Annotated in this window: 17 protein-coding genes; 3 read left to right on the forward strand and 14 right to left on the reverse strand. The window is 42.8% G+C overall.

From position 1 onward, the window contains the following. Positions 1 to 63 precede the first annotated feature (63 nt). Together DS742_RS07525 and DS742_RS07530 are read left to right on the forward strand one after the other, a co-directional pair. Positions 64 to 912 carry a creatininase family protein gene (locus DS742_RS07525; protein WP_117416377.1) on the forward strand — a complete coding sequence of 283 codons (849 nt, stop codon included), beginning with the start codon at positions 64 to 66 and terminating at the stop codon, positions 910 to 912. 45 nt (positions 913 to 957) lie between these two features. Beyond that, positions 958 to 2,187: an ROK family transcriptional regulator gene (locus DS742_RS07530; protein WP_117416378.1), complete on the forward strand. Its 1,230-nt coding sequence runs from the start codon at positions 958 to 960 to the stop codon at positions 2,185 to 2,187. Here the strand turns inward: DS742_RS07530 and DS742_RS07535 are convergent. From DS742_RS07535 to DS742_RS07545, 3 genes are all read right to left on the reverse strand, one after another. After that, positions 2,177 to 3,553 carry an MATE family efflux transporter gene (locus tag DS742_RS07535; RefSeq protein ID WP_117416379.1) on the reverse strand — a complete coding sequence of 459 codons (1,377 nt, stop codon included), beginning with the start codon at positions 3,551 to 3,553 and terminating at the stop codon, positions 2,177 to 2,179. The two genes, DS742_RS07530 and DS742_RS07535, sit on opposite strands and share 11 nt — an antisense overlap. A gap of 86 nt (positions 3,554 to 3,639) precedes the next feature. Continuing rightward, complete coding sequence (locus tag DS742_RS07540) at positions 3,640 to 5,250, reverse strand: sulfatase family protein (RefSeq protein WP_117416411.1); 1,611 nt, start codon at positions 5,248 to 5,250, stop codon at positions 3,640 to 3,642. Positions 5,251 to 5,334: 84 nt separating this feature from the next. After that, complete coding sequence (locus tag DS742_RS07545) at positions 5,335 to 7,770, reverse strand: glycoside hydrolase family 3 N-terminal domain-containing protein (protein ID WP_170313386.1); 2,436 nt, start codon at positions 7,768 to 7,770, stop codon at positions 5,335 to 5,337. A 122-nt stretch (positions 7,771 to 7,892) separates the two neighbouring features. On the opposite strand from DS742_RS07545, the gene DS742_RS07550 reads away from it, so the two are divergent. Next, positions 7,893 to 8,381 (forward strand): hypothetical protein, encoded by a 489-nt coding sequence (locus DS742_RS07550; protein WP_117416381.1) that lies wholly within the window; start codon positions 7,893 to 7,895, stop codon positions 8,379 to 8,381. 60 nt (positions 8,382 to 8,441) lie between these two features. Here DS742_RS07550 and DS742_RS07555 read toward each other — a convergent pair whose 3' ends face one another. The 11 genes from DS742_RS07555 to DS742_RS07605 form a co-directional block, all read right to left on the reverse strand. Continuing rightward, on the reverse strand, positions 8,442 to 9,404 hold the full coding sequence (locus DS742_RS07555) for an ABC transporter ATP-binding protein (protein WP_117416382.1): 963 nt from the start codon (positions 9,402 to 9,404) through the stop codon (positions 8,442 to 8,444). Further along, entirely contained in the window at positions 9,405 to 10,412 is a 1,008-nt protein-coding gene (locus tag DS742_RS07560; protein WP_375340421.1) for an ABC transporter ATP-binding protein, read from the reverse strand. Between the two features lie 16 nt (positions 10,413 to 10,428). Next, positions 10,429 to 11,298: an ABC transporter permease gene (locus tag DS742_RS07565; RefSeq protein ID WP_117416383.1), complete on the reverse strand. Its 870-nt coding sequence runs from the start codon at positions 11,296 to 11,298 to the stop codon at positions 10,429 to 10,431. Further along, a complete protein-coding gene (locus tag DS742_RS07570) occupies positions 11,291 to 12,268 on the reverse strand; it encodes an ABC transporter permease (protein ID WP_117416384.1) in 978 nt (325 codons plus the stop codon). The genes DS742_RS07565 and DS742_RS07570 overlap by 8 nt, the downstream gene beginning before the upstream one ends. Before the next feature lie 100 nt (positions 12,269 to 12,368). Then, positions 12,369 to 14,006, reverse strand: a complete 1,638-nt coding sequence (locus tag DS742_RS07575; protein ID WP_117416385.1) for an ABC transporter substrate-binding protein — start codon at positions 14,004 to 14,006, stop codon at positions 12,369 to 12,371. A 58-nt stretch (positions 14,007 to 14,064) separates the two neighbouring features. Beyond that, positions 14,065 to 15,399 carry a phosphoglucose isomerase-related protein gene (locus DS742_RS07580; RefSeq protein WP_117416386.1) on the reverse strand — a complete coding sequence of 445 codons (1,335 nt, stop codon included), beginning with the start codon at positions 15,397 to 15,399 and terminating at the stop codon, positions 14,065 to 14,067. Positions 15,400 to 15,731: 332 nt separating this feature from the next. Next, positions 15,732 to 17,363: a hydroxylamine reductase gene (gene hcp / locus DS742_RS07585; RefSeq protein WP_117416387.1), complete on the reverse strand. Its 1,632-nt coding sequence runs from the start codon at positions 17,361 to 17,363 to the stop codon at positions 15,732 to 15,734. 368 nt (positions 17,364 to 17,731) lie between these two features. Continuing rightward, complete coding sequence (locus DS742_RS07590; protein ID WP_117416388.1) at positions 17,732 to 18,928, reverse strand: TolC family protein; 1,197 nt, start codon at positions 18,926 to 18,928, stop codon at positions 17,732 to 17,734. A gap of 4 nt (positions 18,929 to 18,932) precedes the next feature. After that, positions 18,933 to 20,081, reverse strand: coding sequence for a TolC family protein (locus DS742_RS07595; protein ID WP_117416389.1), 1,149 nt, complete (start codon positions 20,079 to 20,081; stop codon positions 18,933 to 18,935). Positions 20,082 to 20,095: 14 nt separating this feature from the next. Beyond that, positions 20,096 to 23,188 (reverse strand): efflux RND transporter permease subunit, encoded by a 3,093-nt coding sequence (locus DS742_RS07600; RefSeq protein WP_117416390.1) that lies wholly within the window; start codon positions 23,186 to 23,188, stop codon positions 20,096 to 20,098. Continuing rightward, a complete protein-coding gene (locus tag DS742_RS07605) occupies positions 23,185 to 24,264 on the reverse strand; it encodes an efflux RND transporter periplasmic adaptor subunit (protein ID WP_117416391.1) in 1,080 nt (359 codons plus the stop codon). Before DS742_RS07605 ends, DS742_RS07600 begins: the two co-directional genes overlap by 4 nt. Positions 24,265 to 24,294 lie beyond the last annotated feature (30 nt).

The following is a 24,294-nucleotide window of genomic DNA, read 5'->3' on the forward strand; positions in this document are numbered from 1 at the left end:
TAATTATTCTGCTATTATGAATATTAAATCATTTAATTATTGTTAAACAGCCCTGGAGGAAATATGAAAACACATATTTTAAATAAGATGAGAAATGTTGAAGTTGAGGAGTATTTAGACCGCGGCAGAGATGTTATTTTTATCCCTGTGGGAACTGTGGAGCTTCATGGTGATTTACCACTTGATTGTGAAACGATTTATGTGGAAGCGATTGCGGAAAAGATGGCCCAGGCCACCGACAGTCTGTCGTTAACCGGTCTCCCCTTCTTTTATCCGGGTGCGACACGGACGGGACGGGGTACGGTATACTTAAGTATTGCAGAAGGTGCATCTTATCTGAGGCAGCTGTCTGACAGCCTGTTAAAACAGGGATTTCGTAAGCAGATTTATGTCTCCGGTCATGGTCCTGCCTATTTAACAATCAACAGTTTTATTATGGATGCATTTCATGACAAAAAAGTCCCGTTCGTTCATATCAGCCTGCTGCAGGCAATACAGATTGCAAAAGATAACGGCTGGCAGGTTAAGGGCATGCCGTTAAAAGAGCTTATGTACGGCGCTTATAAACAGATGAACCAGTTGGATTACCTCTTCGTTGACCCTGATGCCGGACAGAAGGAAGAACCGCTTCATGGCGCTTCGGGAAATCCCCTAAAATCTGCGGTTCAAAGACTGAACGCCGTGGCAACCTCACCTGGTAATGTGGGATTTTTCTATGAAGAATTTTCAGACCATGGCGGGGGCGAAGGCTGTCGATCCATTGCCGAACGTGATGAACTTGCTCTTAAGGGTACGAAAATGATTGATGACTTTGTCCGTTTCTTCAATCCCCAGCAGGTAATTGACGACTTAAACCTGATTGACCTTGCAACACAGGAGCATATCATCCCCCGTTATCCTCATTTAAAATAATGATAGAAAAATATTTGATACATATACAGAAAGGATCCAAATAACATGCAGATTGCCAATGGAAATAATTTATCAAGAGTTAAGGTCACGAATCAGTCCGCGATTCGCCAGATGATTTATCACGATGGCCCCATTTCCAGAATTGAAATATCAGAAAAGCTGTCACTTACCCTTCCTACAATCACCACCACTGTGAATTTTTTACTTTCCAAAGGACTTATTAAAGAGGTGGAAAATACAAAAACTTCCGGAAAAACCCTTGGGCGAAAGGCATCTCTCATTGATATTTCAGACGATGGCGGTTATTTTATTGGAATTGAAACACGCGGTACACTGCGCCGTGCCTGCATCACCGATTACCGTGGTAAACTGATAAAAGCAATTGCAGATGATACGGCCTACAGTGATTATGATGAAATCATGACAGAAACTTCGGAGCTGGTTAAGAAGCTTCTTCGGACCAGTAAAATACCAAAGTCCAAAATCGCTGGTATTGGTCTTTGCATGCCGGGACTCGTCGACCGCAACAAGGGAAAACTCATTGTCCTTACAGGCTATGAATGGAAAAACAAAGATCTGAAAGGCGATTTATCCAGACTGCTTAACTACAACGGTCCTATCTCAATCGAAAACAATGCCAGCGCAAGAGCCTATGGCTCCTATTTATTTGATCATGAACGAATGGATCACTATCACTCCTTTGCATACTTTATGGTTTCAACAGGTATTGCCTGTCCTTTGATGTATACTCATGATCGTTTTCGGGAATCTATCATCGGTCAGGGCGAGGTGGGACACATGGTGGTTGACTCTCACGGTCCTCTCTGCCGATGCGGAAACCACGGCTGCCTTGAGGCATTCTCAAGTGAACGGGCGATCATTTCCAATTGTATCAGTGAACTGAACAGCGGCAAGGCAGATATTCTTCGCGGGATTTGCGTAAATGCGGAATCTCCAACCATATATGAAATAATAAAAGCCCAGTCTGAAGGAGACCAGAGTGTGAATGCGATCCTGGAAGATGCAGTCTATCACATGGGAATCGGCATTGCCAATATTGATAATTTCGTCAGACCCAAATGCATTCTGATCGACGGAAACATCTTTCAGAATCAGAAGAATAAAGATCAGCTTATGGATGTCATCCATCGTAATTTATATACAGCCACTGATATCGATACCAACTTTATGTTTGTTGAACCCGACATATACAGTGGTGCTCTGGGTGCCGCCGCTGCTGCAGTGCAAAATGATTTAAAAACTTTCATTGAATAACTACCTGAGAGCTTTCCCGTGCAAGAATTTTTCTGATATTCAATGCAAATAATACAATTGCAATACTAATCGATAAAAAATCAGAGACAGGCTCAGCCAGAAACACCGCAAACAGCTTATCATCAAAAAACACGGGTAAAAAATAAATCAGGGGAATAAGCAATATAAGTTTTCTTAAACAAGCAATAATCAGAGACAGTTTCGCTTGACCAAGAGCATTAAATATCCTCTGAATTGCTATTAAGATTCCAAATATACCAGAAACCGCAAAATAAACACGGATTGCCTCAACAGATATGGTTATTAATTCCTGTGAACTGTTATTAAAAATTTTTACAAAAGATTCAGAGAAGCAATAAATCAGAATCCAGAAGAGAAATGTGTAGCCAAAATCTAACAATAACAGCAATTGACATGTTTTCTGAACTCGTTTTACTTTACCCGCCCCATAATTAAAGCTTATAATCGGTTGTGCGCCCTGTGCAATCCCATGAGCGGGAAGCGTCTGAAATTGCATAAGACTTGCAATAATCGTCATTGCACCAACTGCCAGATCACCTCCATACTTTGCAAGTGATATATTAAATACTATACTCAAAGCGCTTTCTGTTGCTGTCATAATAAAAGTAGAAAAACCCAAAGATAATACAGGTATTATGACAGCCGGTCTGATAATCAGGCAATCAGATCTTATTTTTAGATTTGTCTTACACGAAATCAGGATATGTAATACCCATAATGCTGATACCATCTGAGAAATAACGGTTGCAACGGCTGCCCCCACAACACCCATTTTAAATACAAAGATAAAAAGCGGATCCAAGAGGATATTTAAAATCGCACCAATCATAACAGTCGCCATACCGATCCCGGAATAGCCCTGGGTGATAATGAGAGCATTCAATCCCATTGTAAGCATAACAAAAACAGTTCCCAGGATATAAACACGCAAATAGGGAAGGGCATATGACAGGCTATTGTCACTTGCCCCAAATAACCGCAAAACTGGCTCCAATGATATTTCTAATATAATTGTAAGAAAAAGTGATAAAATAATCAAAACCGTCACACAATTTCCAAGCACTTCTTCCGCAGCCTTCGGCTGTCCTTTTCCCATATAAATAGCAGCCCTCGGTGCACCTCCCTGACCAATCATACCTGCAAAAGCCGAAATAATCATAATGACTGGAAAGCACAATCCCAGACCTGTTAAAGCGATGTCTCCTGTTTCGGGCATGTGTCCGATATAAATTCTGTCAACCACATTGTATAACATGCTGACCAACTGCGCTATGACAGAAGGTATTGCAAGCTTCAAGAGTAACTTTCCTATTCTTTCTTCTCCTAGATTTATATTATTATCCATTTTTCTACCTTTCGTACCAGTAAATGAGCAAATAGAACTGCATAATTCTGTTATGCAGTTCTATCTCATGAAATTAATTATAATTTTTATTCATCAGCTCCTGCCGTCAATTGCGCTCTGATATAAGCCATCCCCTTACCATCCCGGATCATTTCCCACACTTTTTTTTCAAGGTGGGGCGGACAATCCTGCTTTATCTTTGCCCACATCATACGATCGCTTAAACGCCGGTCACAATCCCTTGGGACTACATCACAGGTCTGCTGATACCAGTCCAGAAGACGAAGCTTTAGTTCCAATGTTTTTGCTTCGTGCTCAGATTCACCATAAACATTATTTTCTTCAAGAGGATCCGACTGAAGGTCATAAAATTCATGACGTCCGTTTGACCGGTGAACATATTTATAGAAATAATCCCGTATCATGGTTCCTTTACAGTGGGCATCTGCATTAAGCTGGGCCGTCTGCCTTGGCCAGTACATGCTGGTTTTGGGAATTACACCGGAACTGCCGGCAGCCGGATGGTATTCATCGGCCTGGGTTTCCCATGGCATTCTGCCGCCCTCACAAAAAACGTAATCGCGCAGCTTTATACTCCGGTCCCTGAGAACAGGCTTAAGAGTCCTTCCAAAGTGATCATGGCTGGGGGCTGTATTGGCATAATCCATCACAGTTGCATAAAAATCCACCAGTTCCACCAGAGAATCAGAGATTCCAGCATCAACCAGTTCTCCCTTAGGGGGTTTTATGAGCAGCGGAACCTTGGTGAGACAATCTTCAAAGGTATTCTGGGATTTTTCCGGCAAATCAAAGTCACCGGCATAATCACCGTGATCGCTCAGGAAAAAGATCGCGCAATCATCGTAGATTTCAGCTTCCTTGAGCGCATCACATAAGCGTCTGAACTGTTCATCCACCTTCATGCACATCCCTAAGTAACAGGCACGCAGCTCATCCCAGTCCTGTTCCGTATAGGAATCCATAGCCATGAGATTCTTTAAGGCTGACTCCATTTCCGGCTTATCTCTTCCTGCCGCAGCACGCCTGGGCAGCAGGCTTCGGTCAATCGCTGAAAAGTATGGCTCTTCCACTGCATAGGGCGTATGCGGATACATTAAACCAAGAAACATACAAAGCGGCTGGTCATTTACCCGATGAAAGATCCGTTCAATCGCCGCATCCACGACTCCGTCATCATCGGAATAATGAATTCCGTTCGCATCTGTCAACAGCCTGCCTTCATAATGCGAGTAATAGTTCTTATCTCCCATCTGCCCTCTGAAATCCTTTTTTTCCGGACCCGGCGGCTTGGGACATTCCTCCCCATAATAGATCTCAGTTGCATGCTTTTCCATAAGACCTGGTATCTGTCCTGCAATTAAATCATTCCGGGTGTTCATCCAAACATAATAACCTGCGTCCTTCAATTCGGAAAACAGGCTTGACTCATGGCTGCGCAGCAAATGCTGCATGGTACGATGCCCGCCCACATGGGGGTAGAGACCGGTAAAAAAGCTGCACCGGCTGGGAACACAGACCGTATTCTGGCAGAAGGCATTGCGAAACGATACGCCTTCTGTCCGGGCAAATTCATCTAAGAACGGAGTTTTGGCGGCCTTATTCTGCCCCAGATGAGCCAGACAGTCAGAGCGCATTTCATCCGGGTTAAAGATAATAATATGGGGTTTTTTATCCATAAGTTTTTCTTCCTTTCTCGCAAAGCGGTAAAAGTACATGAAAGAGGCCAGCCATAGTTTTCAGCTGACCTCCGTTTTTTAAAACTAACGCAGTTCTGTCTGACAAACATAAGAACGTCTGCCCATTACATCTGCCGGTTTTCCAGTCAGAAGTACACTGCTGTTTAACGGAAGATTTGCGGAGCTTGTGCCCATCATAAGGTGCATCGTTCCCGGTTCAACCACAAATTCCATACATTCGTTGTAATACCCAAGCTGTGCCATATCCAGATGGAATACAACCTGCTTTTCCTCACCTGGTTTCAGAGACATGCGCAGGAAACCGGAAAGCTGCTTGTTTGGACGGGTAACATGTGCCTCAGTAAAGCTGGTATACAGCTGTACTACCTCATCACCAGCCAAATCTCCGGTATTTTTTACTTTACAGCTGATTTCCAGTTTTCCGTCTGTGGGAACTTCAGCGGCAGATACTTCCATATCAGAAAGCTCAAACGTGGTGTAGCTGAGACCATGACCAAAGCAGTACAGTGGATCAGCAGGACCATCCACATATCCCCCGGAAAAGATGGAGGAAGAAGTGATATCTCCTCCGCTGTTATAACCGGATCCGATGCGGTGGTTGTAATAGATCGGAATCTGCCCGGCTGTTCTCGGCACAGTCATTGTCAACTTTCCTCCAGGATTTAATGTTCCGTCTAATACATCGGTAATAACCTTTCCGGCAAATGGTCCGGGCATAAAGGCCTGCAAAATCGCTCCGCAATTTTCCTGGGCCCAGTTAACGGCAAACACGCCTGGTCCGTAAAGTACAAGTACAACCGGTTTTCCTGTCGCTGCAACTGCTTCCAGAAGCTTCTGCTGAACACCTGGTAAATCAAGGAACTGGCGGTCTTTTCCCTCACCTCCGGTTACATTGACCCAGCCGGAGTTTCCGCCGCATGCCATCACAATCACATCTGATTCTTCCGCTGCTTCCACAGCTTCGGCAAAACCATCCGTCTCTTCGCCTATAATACTGCAGCCCTGTGCATAGGATACAGAGAAACGCTCTGTAAGAACTTCTTTTAAACTGCGGGTACCCGTTCTCCTTAAAGCCGATTCCATATCATTCATGGAATCCTGTTCTTCCTTGGAGAACATATCAAACATGACTGCAAAAGGTCCTTTGTATTTCTTTTCACTGCTTTGTGCTTTTTCCTGCTCATCAGCCAGACCGTTAAAACCAGTTGCCTGACCGCTGGCACCGGCCTTCATCATTTCTACATATGCCGGGTAGGTATAACCGCTGACCGGATATCTCAGTGAATCAGCGTGGGGGCCGATGAGTGCTACTTTTGTTCCTTTTTTAAGAGGCAGCACGCCGTCATTCTTTAAAAGAACCATTGATTTGGCTGCAATTTCTTCACTTAATTCGTTTTTAGAAGCATTGCTTAAAGCCATCGAAACTTTCTCTTCCTCACAATAAGGATTCTCAAACAGGCCGTGTTTGAATTTTACTGTCAGTATACGGCGCACTGAAGCATCGATGCATTCTTCACTCAGTTCACCGGAACGCACATACTTCGGCAGCTGGCGGAAGGCAGCTCCTACCGGAATCTCAGTGTCAGTACCCGCCTTTTTGGCCAGAAATCCAGCTTCTTCATAGGTTTTTGCAACCTTAAAGTATTGATAAGTCTTTAGTACAGCCGCACCGTCAGATGTTAAAACTCCGTCAAAGCCCATGGTCTTGCGAAGCAGATTTTCAATAATATCTTTGTTAACAATCACAGGAAGCCCATCAATTTCTCCGTAATTGGCCATCATGGCATCCAGTCCTGCCAGCTTGTCCGCCGCTTCAAAAGGCGTTGCAAATATTTCATAAAGCTCCCGTTTTCCCATCCGGCATGCCGATGTATTTAAGCCGCCCTGTGTTGAAGAATATCCTAAGAAATGCTTTGCGATACAGCTGACGCCCTGTTCCTGCATTCCTTTTACGTAGTGTATGCCGAACTGGCTGATCAGATATGGATCTTCTCCAAATGTCTCATAGGTTCTTCCCCACCGGGGATCCTGAACTACATCGATTACCGGGCTCATGGCGGAGGTGATTCCCACACTGCGGCTCTCCTGACCGATAATCTCACTCATCTTCCCGGCAAGTTCCGGCTCCCAGGTACAGCCCATGTTGATCATTGCCGGGAAAAGGGTGCCGCCGGCTGCCGGATAACCGCAAAGATTCTCCGCCTGTAATGCAACAGGAATTCCCAGTCTTGTTTCTTCAACAAAATAACGCTGTATCTGATTGCTGATCTTTGCGATCTGCTCAGGACTTACCAGACCAACAATAGAATACTGGGTGAAACGTCCATGACCATCGGGAAATTTCTCTTTCAGCAGCTTTGTATTTACTTTTCCATCTTCAATAAAGGAAGCTGGTAAATCACCGCATAACTGGGCAACCTTCTCTTCAAGAGTCATTTTGGAAAGAAGATCCTCCACTCTTGCTTCTATCGGCTGATGCGGATCCTTGTATAATTCCATATCAAATACCTCCATTTATATTTATGATTTTTATATCTTTGCAATTTGACACAATGCAGTTCTTTCGTTATAATAGTTTTAATTATTTAAATCATTTAATTTAAGGAGAGGAATATAATTACATGAAAAAAACATACCTTGTCGATACCTTTAAGGCGGCAGTCAGCATCGCCACCGTCCTGTTTTCTCTCATTATTGTTATCAGTCTGATTATCATTCACCGTTTTGGGTCAGCTGCAGTATTTTTCCTGATCGGACTTATCTTTATAAAACCAATGCTCACTTATGCTGCTAAAGTTTCAGTGGACCAGACAGGCATACGCTGCTTTCTGCCCTGGAAGACGCTTCAAACCTTCTCCTGGGATGAAATTGCGGAAGTGGGTATTGCAGGAACGAAGCTGTTTACCAGAAAAGATGCCAAGAATACAGGATCACTCTATATCTACATTTCAAAAAATACTTTCACAGACGAAGAACGGTTTGACATGATGTTTAACTGGCCGCCAAAGGACTTAATTTTCCTTACCTACTCAAAACAGCGCCTGGATGAAATTCAAATGCGCTTCAGCAATAAGATACAAACCTACAATGCAGGAGACATTCATCTCTGATCCTGCTATAAAGACTCCAAAAACACTGATTCTTCATTAGCGTTTTTGGAGTCTTCTTCGTTAATTATACGAGGAATTAATTTCATGAAGGCGGCAGCATGTCACAAAATGTCCAGGGGATACCTCCGCCTGCTTCTGCTGTTTTAAGCACTCCTCTTTCGCGTAGGGACAGCGGGCTGCAAAGCGGCATCCTGGTTTTGGATTGACCGGCGATGTAATTTCACCGCGCAAAATCTCACGCTTATTCGGTTTATCAATATCTGTGGAAGGGATTGCAGAAAGCAATGCTCTTGTATAAGGATGAAGCGGATTCTGAAACAGCTCCTTAGAGGAGCATTTTTCAACTACCTGTCCTAAGTACATTACACAAATATCGTCGGAAATGTGACGGACCACAGACATGTCATGCGTCACAAACATATAGGTCAGTCCCTTTTCCTTCTGAAGCTTCTTTAAAAGGTTGAGTACCTGTGCCTGAATTGATACATCAAGAGCAGATACCGGCTCATCGCACACCACAAACTCCGGCTCTAATGCCAGAGCACGGGCAATGCCCACTCTCTGTCTTCGTCCGCCGTCAAGTTCATGGGGATATGCTTTTCTCAACCGCTCATCTATACCAACCAGATCCATCAATTCCTGTGTCTTCTGATCAATCTGGCTTTTTGTAAAACGCCTTGATACGATTAAGGGTTCCCGAATCGTACTGTCAATGGTTTTACGGGGATCAAGAGAGGAGTATGGATCCTGGAAAATAATCTGCATTTTTTCACGGGCCTGCCGTAAATTTTTACCCTTTAAGTTGGTGACATCCTGTCCATTTAATAAAATCTGTCCATCTGTGCTCTCATGGAGATGAATAATCGTTCTTCCAAGGGTGGATTTCCCGCAGCCTGATTCTCCTACAACGCCCAGAGTACGCCCTTTTTCAATGGTAAATGTGACGTCATCAACAGCATGAAGCATGCCGCGGGGGGTTGTAAAATATTTTTTTAAATTCTTTACTTCAATAACCGGATTCATTTAATCCTCCCCCTTCATAACGGCTTCGATACGGCAGCAGCGGCAGTCGTGTCCATCCTGAGTCCTATACATGCTGATTGATTCCTTCCGGCACGCATCTGTTGCATATTTGCATCGGGGCGCAAAGGAACAGCCCTGAGGCAGGTTGGTTGGATCCGGCGGCAGTCCGTCAATTGGGTGCAGCCACTCTTCATCCTCATTCATATCAGGGATTGCCCCAAACAAACCGATGGTATATGGGTGGGAGGGATGTTTAAAAATCTGCTGCTTTGTTCCATATTCAATAATGCTGCCTGCATAGATAACTGCTACTGTATCACAAACCTGGGCAACAACTCCCATATCGTGGGTGATTAACAGCATGGCTGTATTATATTTGTTTCTTAACTCTGCTATTAAATCAAGCACCTGTGCCTGAATGGTCACATCGAGAGCGGTTGTCGGTTCATCTGCCAGCAGAAGGTCGGGATTGCACGCCAGAGCAATGGCAATGACAACTCTCTGCTTCATACCGCCGGAAAACTGATGGGGGTATGCGTAATAACGTTCTGCAGGAATACCGACAATTTCAAGCATCTCTTTTGCTCTTTTTTCATGTTCTGCACGATTGTTGTTATCACTGTGCAGGCTCACTACCTCTGCGATCTGATCGCCCACACGCAGGACTGGATTTAATGCCGTCATGGGATCCTGAAAAATCATGGAAACCTTGTTGCCCCGGATCTTTCTCATGTCGGTTTCCGACAGCTTCAAAAGATTCTCCCCTTCCAGGTAGATCTCACCATTGGCAATATGACTGCCCACATCAGGTAAAATCCTTAGAATAGATTTTGCTATGGTAGTTTTACCCGCGCCGGTCTCACCAACCAGCCCCAGGGTTTTTCCCCGCTCCAGCTGAAGGCTTACATCATTTACGGCATGTACAATCTGTCCATCCGATTTGTATTCCACCTTTAAGTCCTTTATAGAAAGGAACGGCATTTCTGTATTAATTTCTTTCTGATGCACAGCTGTTCCTCCTTCCTTAATTCTTCAATTTGGGATCCAGAGCATCTCTTAAGCCGTCTCCCAGTAAATTCAATGCAAGTACCGTCACTGCAATCGCAAGTCCCGGAAAATAAACCAGATGAGGAGCCTGACGAATAAACTGGCGGGCTGCAGATAACATGGCACCCCATTCAGGAATAGGAGGCTGAACACCCAGACCGATAAAGCTTAAACCAGCAGCCAGCGTTATGGTCTGCGCCACTCCCATTGTGGCAGATACAATCATGGGTGAAATACAGTTGGGAAGCAGATGACTTGTAATAATACGGAATTTGCTGCAGTTAATGGACTGGGCTGCCTCAATGTATTCGTTTTCCCTCTCCTTCAGCATCTGGGCCCGGAGCATTCTGGCCATACCGGAAATACTTCCTATGGATAATGCAACAATTGTATTAAAATAACCAGGCCCCAGTACGGCAGAAATAACGATCATTAAAAGCATTCCCGGAATTGCCTGAATGATATCCAGAAAACGCATGATGAGATTGTCCACCTGTCCGCCGAAATAACCGGCAATTGCACCAATGGTACAACCAATAACGGAACCAATGGCAACCGCTATAATACCGATGGAAATGGAATATCTTGCGCCAAAAAGTACACGGCTGAATATATCTCTTCCCATATCATCGCATCCAAACGGATGGGAAAATGATGGTTTGGCAAACATATTTGCCATGTCCATAAAGGAATAATCATAAGGTATAATGTAAGGTGCCAGAATTGCCAGGATGATTTCAGTCGAAAGAATTAAAAGGCCAAGCATTGCCGCTTTATTCTTTCTCATCTGTCTTATAACAGCTGTAAAACCGCCCTGATTCTTGGCATGTCCGGTCGTCTTAGGCATTTGCTTTCACCTTCCTTTTCTTCCTGCCTGATGCATATTGCGCTTTGATTCGCGGATCTACCAGTGCATAAAGTAAATCTACAATAAGCATACAGAAGCTGAATGTGATTGCAAGGAATATGGAGCCGCCCTGCACGATGGGATAATCACGGCTGTTTACAGCACCGATAATATAGGTGCCCATACCCGGAATAGCAAAGATTGTTTCAATGATCATCGCTCCTCCAAGGAAATGGCCAAACATGGTTCCCATAACAGTTATAATAGGGATTAAACTGTTTTTTAAAGCATGTTTCATAATTACATCCCGTTCCGGCACACCTTTTGAACGGGCAGTTGTGATATAATCGGCACGGATTACATCTAACATGGCAGACCGGGTTTGTCTGGCACAGCTTGCAAGTCCTCCAGTACTTCCGGAAATTGCAGGCAGAATGTAAAATTTAATTCCGGCCAGCCCGGTTCCGATTCCCAAAGCAGGGAGCCAGTTGAGTTTTACAGAAAACTGTAAAACAAGCAGCAACGCAAGCCAGAAATTGGGGATTGCCACACCAATCAGTGCAAGCACCATACACAGGGAATCCTGCCATTTATTCTGCTTGATTGCAGCTATCACACCCAATGGAATACCAATACCAACGGATATTAATAAGGTAGTAATAGTCAGCATCAATGTTCTTGGAAGACGTTCCTTAATAGAACTGGTAATATCCACATTGGTCAGCCAGGACTTTCCAAGGTCAAAATGGATAAAAACATCACTCATATACCGGCCGAGGCGAAGCACAATCGGATCATCCAGTCCCAGTTCCAGACGTTTCGCAACAAGTTCTGTTTCCGTCGCGGAAGGACCAAGGATAATTTCCTCCGGCTTTCCCGGGCAGAAGGTCATCATAATAAAAACCAGAATTGCAACTCCCAGAACAATCGGTATCATCCAGATCAATCGTTTCAATACATATTTTAACATATATTATTCTCCATTGAAGCTGACTGGTGCGCAGCCTTGTTGTGCTTCTCTGCGCACCTCAGCTTAGAATTAGTATAAAACTGTTCTGCTTCTGATATTTTTAGTAATTGGTAAATGTACTGGATGCCGGAGCAATATAACCCTGGTACTCAAGTACTTCTTTTTCTAAACCTGCATCTTTTCTTATTACTACAATCGTCTGGGGATTAAACATTCCATACGCAATTGCATTATCCTTGATATACTTATGAACTGCATCAATGTTTTCCTCTGTATAACCACTTGGTGTCCAGGTCTTATATAAAAGCTCTGCCAGAGTATTGTCATGACGGCTTGTTGCATCTCCGGTCTTATAAGCAGCGGGGTCATACCGGATAGACCAGTGGTCACTTAAGAATGTTCCACCGATTGTATTAAGTACAATGTCATACTGGGTACCATCCAGACGAATGGAGGTGTATAACGCCATATCAACTATTTTTAACTCAACCTTGATGCCGATTGCCATTAAGTAGCTCTGGAGCATCTGCGCCATTCTCTGAGACAATGTGTTACTGGTTGTAAGGATGCTGATTGGTTCACCGTTATAGCCGGAATCTGCAAGCAGCTGTTTTGCCTTGTCAACATTGTAATTGTAATAATCTTCTTCCATCCACTTCTGGTTAAATCCGTTAAACATCGGCGGGCAGACATCATACATTGGAGTTCCATAGCCCTGAAGAAGACCAGTGATCAGACCATTCTCATCAATGCTGTAGCAGATTGCCTGACGCAGTTTCACATTATTTGCAACTACACTGGTGTCTGCGCCGGAGAAAAACATCTGATATCCCTGAGAACCATCTGCCAGTTCAACTGTGTAATCCTTATTGTCTGCAAATTGTTTTACAGAAGATGGATCAAGAGCTATTACCATGTCTACAATACCGGTTTCCAAAGCAATTGCCATCTGGGAAGATTCTGTAATACAGTGATAGCTGAGCTTCTTAACAGAAGGACGTACACATTTTGGCATATTTGCTTCATCCTGCCAATAATCACTTCTCTTTTCAAAGGACAATTTGGAATTTGCTGTATATTCCGTAATCATGTAAGGTGATGTGGAAACCAGTGACGCACCGAATTCATCCGGGCTGGCTTCAAATGCTTTTTTAGAGATTGCGTAGGTATCTCTTAAAAGAGACTCAAATGTACCCACAATATTGGATTTCATCTTGACTGTCAATGTATAGTCGCCAGTCTGTTCCACACTTTCAACCTTTGCAAATACAGGCTTTAATGCCCGTTTCATGGATTCCTGCATAAACCAGACAATATCAGACGCATCGATTTTATTTCCTGCGGAATCGCTTACTCTGTCCCAGATTTCAATATTATATGTAAATCCATCATCATCTGTTTTCCATGATTTTGCTACCAGTGGTTCCATTTCCCGGATTTCATTTACAACTGCCAGAGATTCATACAGCTGGGTCATAAACGGAGCATTTCTTAAGGTATTACCCCTGAATGGTGTTAAGCTTTCCACCATCTGGTTATAACCGATATCCAATACACCATCGCCGCCTGTGGCTGCTGCCTGAGTATCACCGCTGCCTGCTGTTGTACTTTCAGCTGCGGCACTGCCTGCACTGCTTTCTGACGTTTCTGACTTAGAACCGCCGCAGCCTGCCAGCGTAGAAGCTGTCATTACCACAGCCAGGGCAAGCGAGCAAAACTTCTTAAAACTTTTTTTCATAAAAAATTCCTCCTTCTCTGATGCCTTATTATTTCAAGTGTGTTTCACGCACCTGATATTAAAAAGAGATACCTCCGGCACTTCTGTCACCGACAGCTGTCCCATAACTGTTTGCCTGCTTCCGTTGTCTGTTCTTTCCCAGAGCCTGAAACATATGCTGTTTATACGCTTCCACTCCTGGCTGGTCAAACGGGTTAACCCCCAGAATCTTTGCCGATAAATAACAGACAAACTCGAAGAAATAAAACAGCTGGCCAAACGTCTCCTCGTCAACAGCAGGAACACTTATTTTCACACAGGGAAACTTTTTACTGTGTGCTGTTATTGTCGCCTCAAATGCTGCCCGGTTTATTTCATCGAAATCCTTACCGTCTAAATAATCAAAGAGATCGTCCACATTATCATTGTGCAGAACGTAAGATGCACCTGTATTCTGAATATCCAAAAAAGTCTCGAAAATAATATTTGATCCATCCTGTAAAAACTGGCCGATCGAATGCAGATCCTCAGAAAAATTGCCAAACAAAGGATATAACCCTTTGTTGTCTTTTCCTTCGCTCTCGCCAAACAGCTGCATCCACCACTTTGCGAAGCGGAAGTAGCGCGGCTCGAAATAAGAAAGCATCTCCATGCCAAATCCCTTCTGATACAACAGGTTTCTTATCACTGCATATTTCAGAGCCATACTCTCAGAAGCACTTTCCTTAAGCAGTCTCTGGCGCATGCACTGTGCGCCTGCAGCAATTGCTTCAATATCAATTCCTGCCACAGCCATAGGGAACAGTCCTACCGGGGAAAGGGCCGTAAATCTTCCTCCGATATTAAGCGGAAACGGCAGAAAGTGAAATCCGTTCATCTTGCAAAGCATATCCAGATGACTTCCTTCCGTTCCGGTACAGATCACACGCTTTGCATATTCTTCCCCATATTCTTTTTTCATAAAACTGCGAAGAGCGCGAAATCCGATGCCAGGTTCCAGCGTTTCAAAATTTTTAGCGATTAGATTTATGTAAACACTCTTTCCTTTTAATTCCTGCAGTACATTACGGATACTGTCTGCAGAAATACTGTTACCCGCCCATATAATCGTAACCGGACCGGTCTCACCAATTGCCTCCACCACCGCACGCGCCGCCTGATTCGATCCGCCGATACCGATCACTACGAACACATCTGCATTCTTCCGTACATCTGCTGCTAATTTCTGATAGTAAGTGATCCACTTTTCACCTGCCCACTCATTTACATCAAGCCAGCCAAGGTTTTCTTCATACTGCTCTTCCCCGTACTTTACTTCATCGAGGTAAGAGGCGTATTCCTCCATTTTGCCTGTAATTTCCTCAGGCGTAAGCCATGAGGAACCGTCTATCAAATCCATACTTATTTCTTTCATATTTCACCTCTGAAAAAATGTAAAAGCAATTAATTAATTAATTTAATTTATACACATTTTACTTTACATCCGGGTTTTATTCAAGATGTGAAATTTCATAAAAATATGCCATATATTTTGTGCACTATTTTCAGTAAAATACTTTATTCGACAAATTGCATTAGATAACCGTTCTATGAATGAATTTTGATCTGTCGTCTTATGTTGTTAAACTTTGATAGTGCTGGTAAAATATGAATAACGGCCAGAACTGTACTGTATAAGAGCAAAAAAGGTCCATCAGACTGCTGTTTAAAACAACAGATCCGATGGACTTTTTTTAATATTTATAATTATGCATTCATGAATAATTCGATATCATCATCCACTTCTCCGATTCCTGCAATACCAAAGGTATCTACAAGCACCTTTGCAACATTAGGAGATAAAAATCCTGGTAATGTCGGTCCTAAGTGAATGTTCTTTACGCCAAGATGAAGGAGTGCAAGGAGCACGATAACCGCTTTCTGCTCATACCAGGCAATGTTATAAGCGATGGGAAGCTCATTGATATCAGCCAGGCCGAAGATTTCCTTTAACTTCATTGCAATAACTGCAAGGGAATAAGAATCGTTGCACTGACCTGCATCAAGGACTCTCGGAATACCGCCGATATCGCCCAGATTCAGCTTGTTGTATTTATATTTTGCACAGCCTGCTGTCAGGATTACCGTATCCTTTGGAAGCTTCTGGGCAAACTCTGTATAGTAGTTTCTTGATTTCGCTCTGCCGTCGCAGCCTGCCATTACAAAGAATTTCTTGATGGCGCCGGATTTTACAGCATCAACCACCTGGTCTGCCAGTGCAAATACCTGATTATGTGCGAATCCGCCTATAATAGAGCCAGTTTCAATCTCTTCCGGACTAGGAAGTGTCTTTGCAAGCTCGATGATTGCTGAGAAATCTTTCTTTCCATTTTCATCTGCTTCAATATGTGTGCATCCCGGGAAGCCGGTAGCGCCGGTCGTGAAGATTTTAGCTGCTGCCTCCGGTGTTCTTGGAGGAACGATACAGTTGGTTGTAAAGAGAACCGGACCATGGAAGGACTCAAACTCTTCTAACTGTTTCCACCATGCATTTCCGTAGTTTCCTGCAAAATGATCATACTTTTTGAATGCAGGATAGTAATGAGCGGGAAGCATCTCGCCGTGGGTATAAACATCTACGCCTGTTCCGGCAGTCTGCTCTAAAAGCTGTTCCATATCTGCTAAGTCATGACCGGAGATTAAGATAGCCGGATTCTTTCTGACACCAATATTAACAGAAGTGATTTCCGGATTGCCGTAACGGGAAGTATTGGCTTCATCAAGAAGTGCCATGGCTGTTACGCCAACTTCTCCTGTCTGTAATGTTAAAGCAACCAGATCATCTGCAGAAAGGGTGTTATCAAGAGTTGCTGCCAGCCCTTTATACATAAATCCATAGATGTCGGTGTTTTCTTTGCCAAGATTAATTGCGTGCTCTACATAAGCAGCCATACCTTTAATACCATAGATAATCAGCTCTCTTAAGGAACGTACATCCTCATTCTCTGTGGCAAGAACGCCTACTGTAGCTGCCTTCTCAAGCATTGCTTCTCTTGTAGTTACGTGGAAAACAGCTGCATCCTGATTGCCTGTGTAACCTTTTTTTGCCGCAAGCTCATCTCTTAAGCCAAGTACCTTTAAAATCTGTGCTTCAATCGCTGCCGCATCGAAGTTCGCATTGGTGATGGTAATAAAAAGGCTCTTTACTGCTTCATGATTAATTTCAGCGATATCTGCTGCACTGGTTCCTGTCTTAACCACCACTTCAGAAATTCCTTTTACTGCATAGATAAGCAGATCCTGCAGCTTGGCAACCTCTTCCGTCTTGCCGCATACACCTTTCACTGTACATCCTGTGTTCTTTGCTGTCTCCTGACACTGATAGCAAAACATGCTCATATTCCTTACCTCCTAAAGTAAATTTATACACACCCCATTTGGGAGTTTGTGCGCGATTCAACAATGTGCTATTGCCTTGTTGCTCATTAAGAATATCATCGAACCGCATTTATGTCGGTTGTTATTACAACACAACAATATCTTTTTTAATATTTCTCCAGATTGAAATTTGTTTTTTTAAAAATAAAGATGTTTTTTCATACTAAATCATATCATAGGAATTATAACAAATACGTTGTATTTACAACACTCGCATACAATCTGTTATACGGACAAAGTAATATATAAAAATCTAATATCCGGCAGTTTGCCAATAAGAAAGGAACGGGGATATTATTGATCCAATGTCCTCGTTCCGTTCTTATAATTTATTTCATAAGGATTCCATTCACTGCCCACTGGTAGGTATCATAGGCCTGGTAAAGAGACCCATAGGCATTTTGTTTTGCACTTTCTGCTTTTAAATATGATAATTGGGCTTGTATATAACCGATTTTACTTAGAATTCCAATCTGATAGGAACGATCTGCTTTTTCTTTTTCCAATACTGCCTTTTCAAAAGAGGTACAGGCAGCCTCATACGATTTTTTTTCCTGCAGCAGCGCCTGATAATAGGACTGCATCGTAATTGCGACGTTTTGTTCTCCCTCCGAAACACGGGCTATTTTGTTATTCAACCCGGTTGTAGAGTGATTGGAAGCTGTATGCCGTTCTGATATGAGATTATAATTATTTCCTATCGCCTTTGCTGTATCAGCTTCTAAGCTGATGGCAGAAATTGCAGCAGGATCGATGTCTGGAAGATTACCAATTACAGGAGTTGTATCCTTAGAATATCCGGTCATTAAACAAAGTGAGCTTCGAAAGCTGTCAATGGTTTGATCAAGTTTTAGAAGTGAATTTTGGGCTGACTGAACTTCCTTTTGAGCAGACAATATATCTGATTCCGTTGAAATCCCCTGCTTAACGCTTATTTCTTGAGTTTCCAGGGCAGCATTGCTTAATTCTGCTGCCTTTATAAGTGTATTTCGGTTCGCCAGTGTATTGTTATAACTGATCATAACCTGATTCGCATAATATGTATTGGACTTTACTGCCTGTGTGATGTTTGATTGAACCGATGAATTGGACCGATCCATATAGTCCAGTGATCTTCCCATTTTTTCTGCCGACGCTTTCATGCTCTTTACCGTCTGATTTAGAATCATATACTGTTCCATTCCATGGGCAGTGTCTGCTGCACCCGAATTTTTTAATTCATCCGCTTCATCATTTAAATCTATAATGTAACGTTTCATTTCATTTTGTATATATCGCTGATTGTCCAGAGAGTCATAAATAGTATCTGTTGTATTTTGAATACCCGGATTAAAATAACGTACCAAATCAGAAAGCTCATCAAACTCAATTGTCTGATCATTTAATTTATCCCACTGCTCTTTTGTTATTCCATTTGGAATGGAATTCTCTTTCTGACCGGGTCCGGTTGAACCGTAAACAGGAATGACGAAAGAAACCGCAAGTCCTGCTGCCATACAGAAAGATAAAATAACTGCCTTTTTCATCACATCATCCTCCTGCAGAAGCAAGACCGTTTACAGTATTATCATAGGTCTGGACAGAGGAGAAAAGGGTAAGCTCTGCGGATTTTACCGCAATACTTTTTGTTTTGTATGTATTTTCCTGCTTTTGATACACAAGAGAGCTAACCATACCAAGCTGGTATTTTTGCCGAATGACATCCATGGTTTTACTTTCCAGATTATATTCCGTAACTGCCTGTTCATAGGCGGCATTCGCCTGCAAAACTGCCTGATAAGCCTTTACAAGTGCTGTGCTGATGCTCTGCTCATTGCTTGAGATGGTTCTTTTTAACGTCTCCTTTGTAATATCTGCACTGGCATTTTCCAGCTTTCTCTTATTTATATTTATAGTATAATTATTCTGCAGAGCTTTTTCCTTATCTGCCTCCGGATTCAATGATTGAATGTGTCCTGAGTCTGCCGCCGGAAGATCCCGGATTTCAGGAGAATCATTGTAATTCCAGCCCAGCATTACGCAGAATTTTTGTCTTGTTTCTTCCACCGACGCACGAAGTTTCTCCATGGAGACACTGGTGTTTTGTATGGTTTCCCGGGCTGCAAGTATATCAGCCTGGGTTACCATACCTGCGCTTTGCTTTGCCAGTGTTGTCTGATAATCTGCCTCAGAACGCTCTAATTCTAATTGTGAGCTTTCCAGTTGGTTCTTCTGTTGGAAATAGGTAATCATTAAGGTCTGAGCCTGCGCAGCCAAATTTGCTTCAGTCTGATCATAGGTGAGTCTGTATACCTCCAGATCCTCTGTATTATCATCCGCCGCTTTATCCGCCTTTGCAGCGCTCACTGCGCTTTTTGCATCAGTAACCGGATCATCGCCTGATATGGCACTTCTTGCATCATCTGCCGCATCCCTGTAATACTGAGCATACTGGTCTCTGGTAATCAGATCATCTTTTTTCTTATTATTGAGATCCAGCTGGTTCTTTTGAACAGTCACATTGTATTCATGGATCAGATCAGCCAGTTCCTCATATTCCACCACATTATCCCTAAGCTTCATCCACTCCTCCTGTGTCCTGGAAAACTCCGGGCTGCCGGCCCAGACGTTTAACGCCGGGCCGGAAAAAGAGAGTACAGCAGCGAGACTGAATGCGGCAATCTGTTTTAAATTTCTCATTTATTATTCCTTTCCTATAACTGAAACCACCGGTCTATACATCTTTTTTCCTTGATTTTCTCTTCTTTTTTTCTTTTTTTCTTTTTTTCTTTTTTTCTCTCTTTTTTACTCATAAGATTATAGTATACCGGAAGCATAAGAAGACTTAAAACGGTGGAAGCCGTCAATCCTCCGATATTGACAACTGCAAGTCCCTGCATCATTTCACCGGAATGTCCTAATGCAAGGGCCATCGGGATCATAGAAAGTACAGTGGTTAAGGTTGTCATTAATATCGGGCGAAGTCTGGTCGCTCCAGCTTCAATCATTGCCTCTTCGGGTGACATCTCTGCTCTATACTGGTTGACCGTATCCACATAAAGAATACCGCTGTTTACTACTGTTCCGATTAACATTAAAAATCCAAGCATGGCAACCATACTTAATTCGCAACCTGCAAAAAACATCAGGCCAAATGCCCCTATCAGGCTGAATGGAATGGTTGTCATAACCATAAACGAAAACCTCGGTGATTCAAACTGAGCCGCCATTACTACAAATACCAGAAATACTGCCAGCATAATTGCATACAGAAGAGAAGTAAGTTCTTCTGTCGTCTGATCATCCATTGCACTGGATCCTAAGCTTACGAAAGAATTTAAATTTGGTGTCACAATCTCCCGGTTAATTACGGGTTTTGTATTTTTATTCGCTGATGGCGTATAATCCCCGGTTATGGAAACAACATATTGCTTATTTTCTCTTGTAATACTTGCCGGGCTGTCCTGAAAGCTTATTTCTGCAACATCATTAACAGCAGCAAACCCTCCGTTTGAAAGAGACAGTGTCATATTCCGGATCTGATCCACAGACTTAAATTCATCATCCTGATATTGGACTTTTACATCCACATCATCTCCATTTACTTCTATGGTTTTTGCAGTCACTCCATTAATAGCCTGGTATATACTGTGGCCAATTGAGGAAGGACTGATCCCTTTTGCCTTTGCTTTAACCGAATCCACCCGTACTTCCACAACGGGTGCCGCATTTTCAAGGGACGAATGTATCCGGGTAAGTTCAGGCCTTTCCATTAATTTTGATACAATCTGCTGGGATGAGTTTTTCAACTGATCGTAGTCTGTACTTCTCAATACCAGTTCATAAGAATCTTCTGAACTCATCATGCTTGCATAGGAATTTTCTTTTACCGTAATTTTACAATCTGTCAACTTGCTAAGCTTTTCTTTAAAAATTTCCACCGCCTGTTTCGTGGGTACTTTTCTGTTTTCTTTCAAATAAACAATGATTGATGCAGAGTTTCCTGCGCTTACACCACTTCCTCCATAACTGGTTACATAGGACTCCATCTCCTGATAATCGGAAAAAGAATCTTCTACTTTTTTCAGCAATTCATCCGCATCTTTTGTCTTGAGTCCGGGAGCCATATCTACTGTAACAGCAATCTGCCCCTGGTCATCGGCAGTGATCAGGCTTACTTTAAGCTGTCCTGCCATAAGAAAAGACACCAAAAGAAGAAGGATAGAGACTGCCATGACCGTTTTCTTCTTCGGAAGGATATGACGCATCACGTTTCTATACAGATTCTGAAGCTTGCTAATCGGGGCTGATAAGGGTGCCGGAGTCTCTTCCGGCTTATACATCAGATAGCATAAAGGTACCACCGTAATGGCTGATATCAGGGAAGCTCCCATGCAGAACACAATGGTAAATCCCAGAGGCATAAACATCTGTCCTGCCATGCCGTTCAAAAAAGCCAGGGGAAGGAATACCACACAGGTAGTCAGTGTGGAGCCAAAAACGGAAGCTGCCACAATTCCAGTTCCTTTTAAGGCGTCTTGAAAATAATCAATGAATTCCTTCTTTTCCTGTGATGTCACACGGAAACAGCTTTCCATTACGACAATTGAATTATCCACCATCATACCGACTCCCATGGACAGTGCTGCCAGTGTGAGCATATTCAATGAAAAATCCATAAACTTCATTAAAATAAGCGCGGTCAGAATCGATACAGGTATGGAACTTCCAACGATTAAGGAAGCTTTTAAATCCCCAAAGAAAAGCCAGATAACCGCCATGGAAATCAGGATAGCAAGAATAACGGTTTCTGCAATGGACTCCAGGGAAGCCATAATATCTTTGGAGCTGTCATTGACTATCTGAATGTCTAAACCAGGGTTCGATGCCTCAAGTGTCTTAATTGTCTGATTTACTTCTTTTGAAAGATCTGCTGCAGTGGAACTCTGCTGTTTGCTGACAGATAGCGAAACGGTATTCTTCCCATTATAATGTGCTATACTTCCTTCTTTTTCACTTGTTGTATAAATATCTGCTATATCTCCAAGATAAACAATATTATTGCCCGGTACCGTAAGCGGTACATTCTGCAGGGAATCTTCTGTATCAAACTTCAGTCGTGATGATATTGCCGCTTTTTTTCTGCCTACTTCGATTGTACCGCCAGGCATCTTTACATCTGATGCGGAGATATCATTCGCGATGGAGGACATGGATATCTTATACTGCTGCATTTTTTCCGGATTCAGTTCTACTTTAATATAATCCTCGCTGCCTCCGGCTATTGATACTTCCGCTGCATTGGACAGCTTTTCAAATTCCGGTACAATCTCCTGTTTCACATAATCATACTGATTTGACGTCTCTGCCCCGGTAACAACTAATTTTATATCAGCGGAAGATCCGGTATCCAGTTCCATTACAATCGGCGTTTTAGCCTCTCCCGGCAGATCTGATGAAACTTCGTCTATTTTCTTTTTCAAATCATTATAGGACTTATCTAAATCTGTGCCATATTCATACTGAATTGTTACTGTAGAACGGTTTTCAGAGGATTTAGACGTTACCTTTTTTATACCGCTGAGTGAACCAACTGCATCTTCAATCTTTTTACTGATTAATTCATCTACATCCTTTGGCTGTGCTCCAGGGTATGCGGTCACGACCATAAGCATGGGCATGCTCATCTCCGGAGTCAGCTCCTGCCTGGAGTTGATTACAGAAGAAACACCAAATACCACTAGGCATAGAAGACACATAATAACGGTAACCGGCCGTCTTAAGACGATTTTTGTTAATTGATTCATGCCTTGGATTCTCCTTTTATTTCTTCTCCTGAATTCATTACCGACGCTTTTGCTCCTTCATAAAGCTCAGGACTCCAGGTGGTAATTACATCCATATTTTTCTGTATTCCTCCCTTTACCTCCAGGCGGCTTGAATCGTAGATACCAGCTTCAATAAAAATTTTATGTACTGTACCATTGTCATAAGTAAACACATATGGTTTACTGTTCTCATAATAAACAGAATCTACGGGTACTGTAATCACCTGGTCTGCCCTCTCAGAGCACAAAGACAACTTGACACTGGTTCCGGTAGATAAATCGTTTGTGTCGGCAAGCTGTATCTTAATCTTAAACAAACCGGTCTTATCATCTGCCATCCCGCTTATTTCAGAAATAGTTCCCTGCATATTGTTTCCGTCTTCCTCAACGGTAACAGTATCACCAGGGTTTACCCGGCGTTTTAATTTCTCTGTCAGGCTGGTAGAGATAATTTTATTCCCCACTCCGGATATGACAAAGATCTGATCGCTGGTAGATACCTTGTCAAATTGCTCTATGCTGCAGCTTTCTATCTTTCCGCTGATTGGAGATTTGATATTACTATAGGAGACCTGATTTTCGTACTCCTCCTTCGCCTGTTTGTATGCAATCTCCGACTTTTTTGCTGAGTTTACATACCCCTGATATTCCTGCTCCGAGACAGCACCGCTTTGATAAAGCGCTGACATTCGTCCCAGGGTATCATGTGCTTCTTTATAAGTAACTTGCGCATTGTCCATGGTATTCTTTGCATTCTGTACTTTATTTGTATCAATGACGCACAGAAGCTGTCCCTGCTGCACCATATCACCTGCTTTTGCAGCTACCTGCGTAACTGTTCCTGATGCTTCAGGGGAGATTCTGACAACAGTTTCAGGCTCTATGGTTCCAATGAGACTGGTGTATAACTCAATTGTGCCAACTTCCGGATTAACGGTTTCTACTACGGGCAGAGTATCTGCCTTGACGGGAACCTTCATTCCATTAATCCGAATCAATATCACCGCAATCAATATCACTGCGCTTACTCCAAGTAATAGTACTTTCTTTTTCATTTTCTGCTCCTTAAAATTAATTTTTATATG

The sequence above is a fragment of the Lacrimispora amygdalina genome, assembly GCF_003432035.1.
Lineage (GTDB): Bacteria > Bacillota > Clostridia > Lachnospirales > Lachnospiraceae > Lacrimispora > Lacrimispora amygdalina.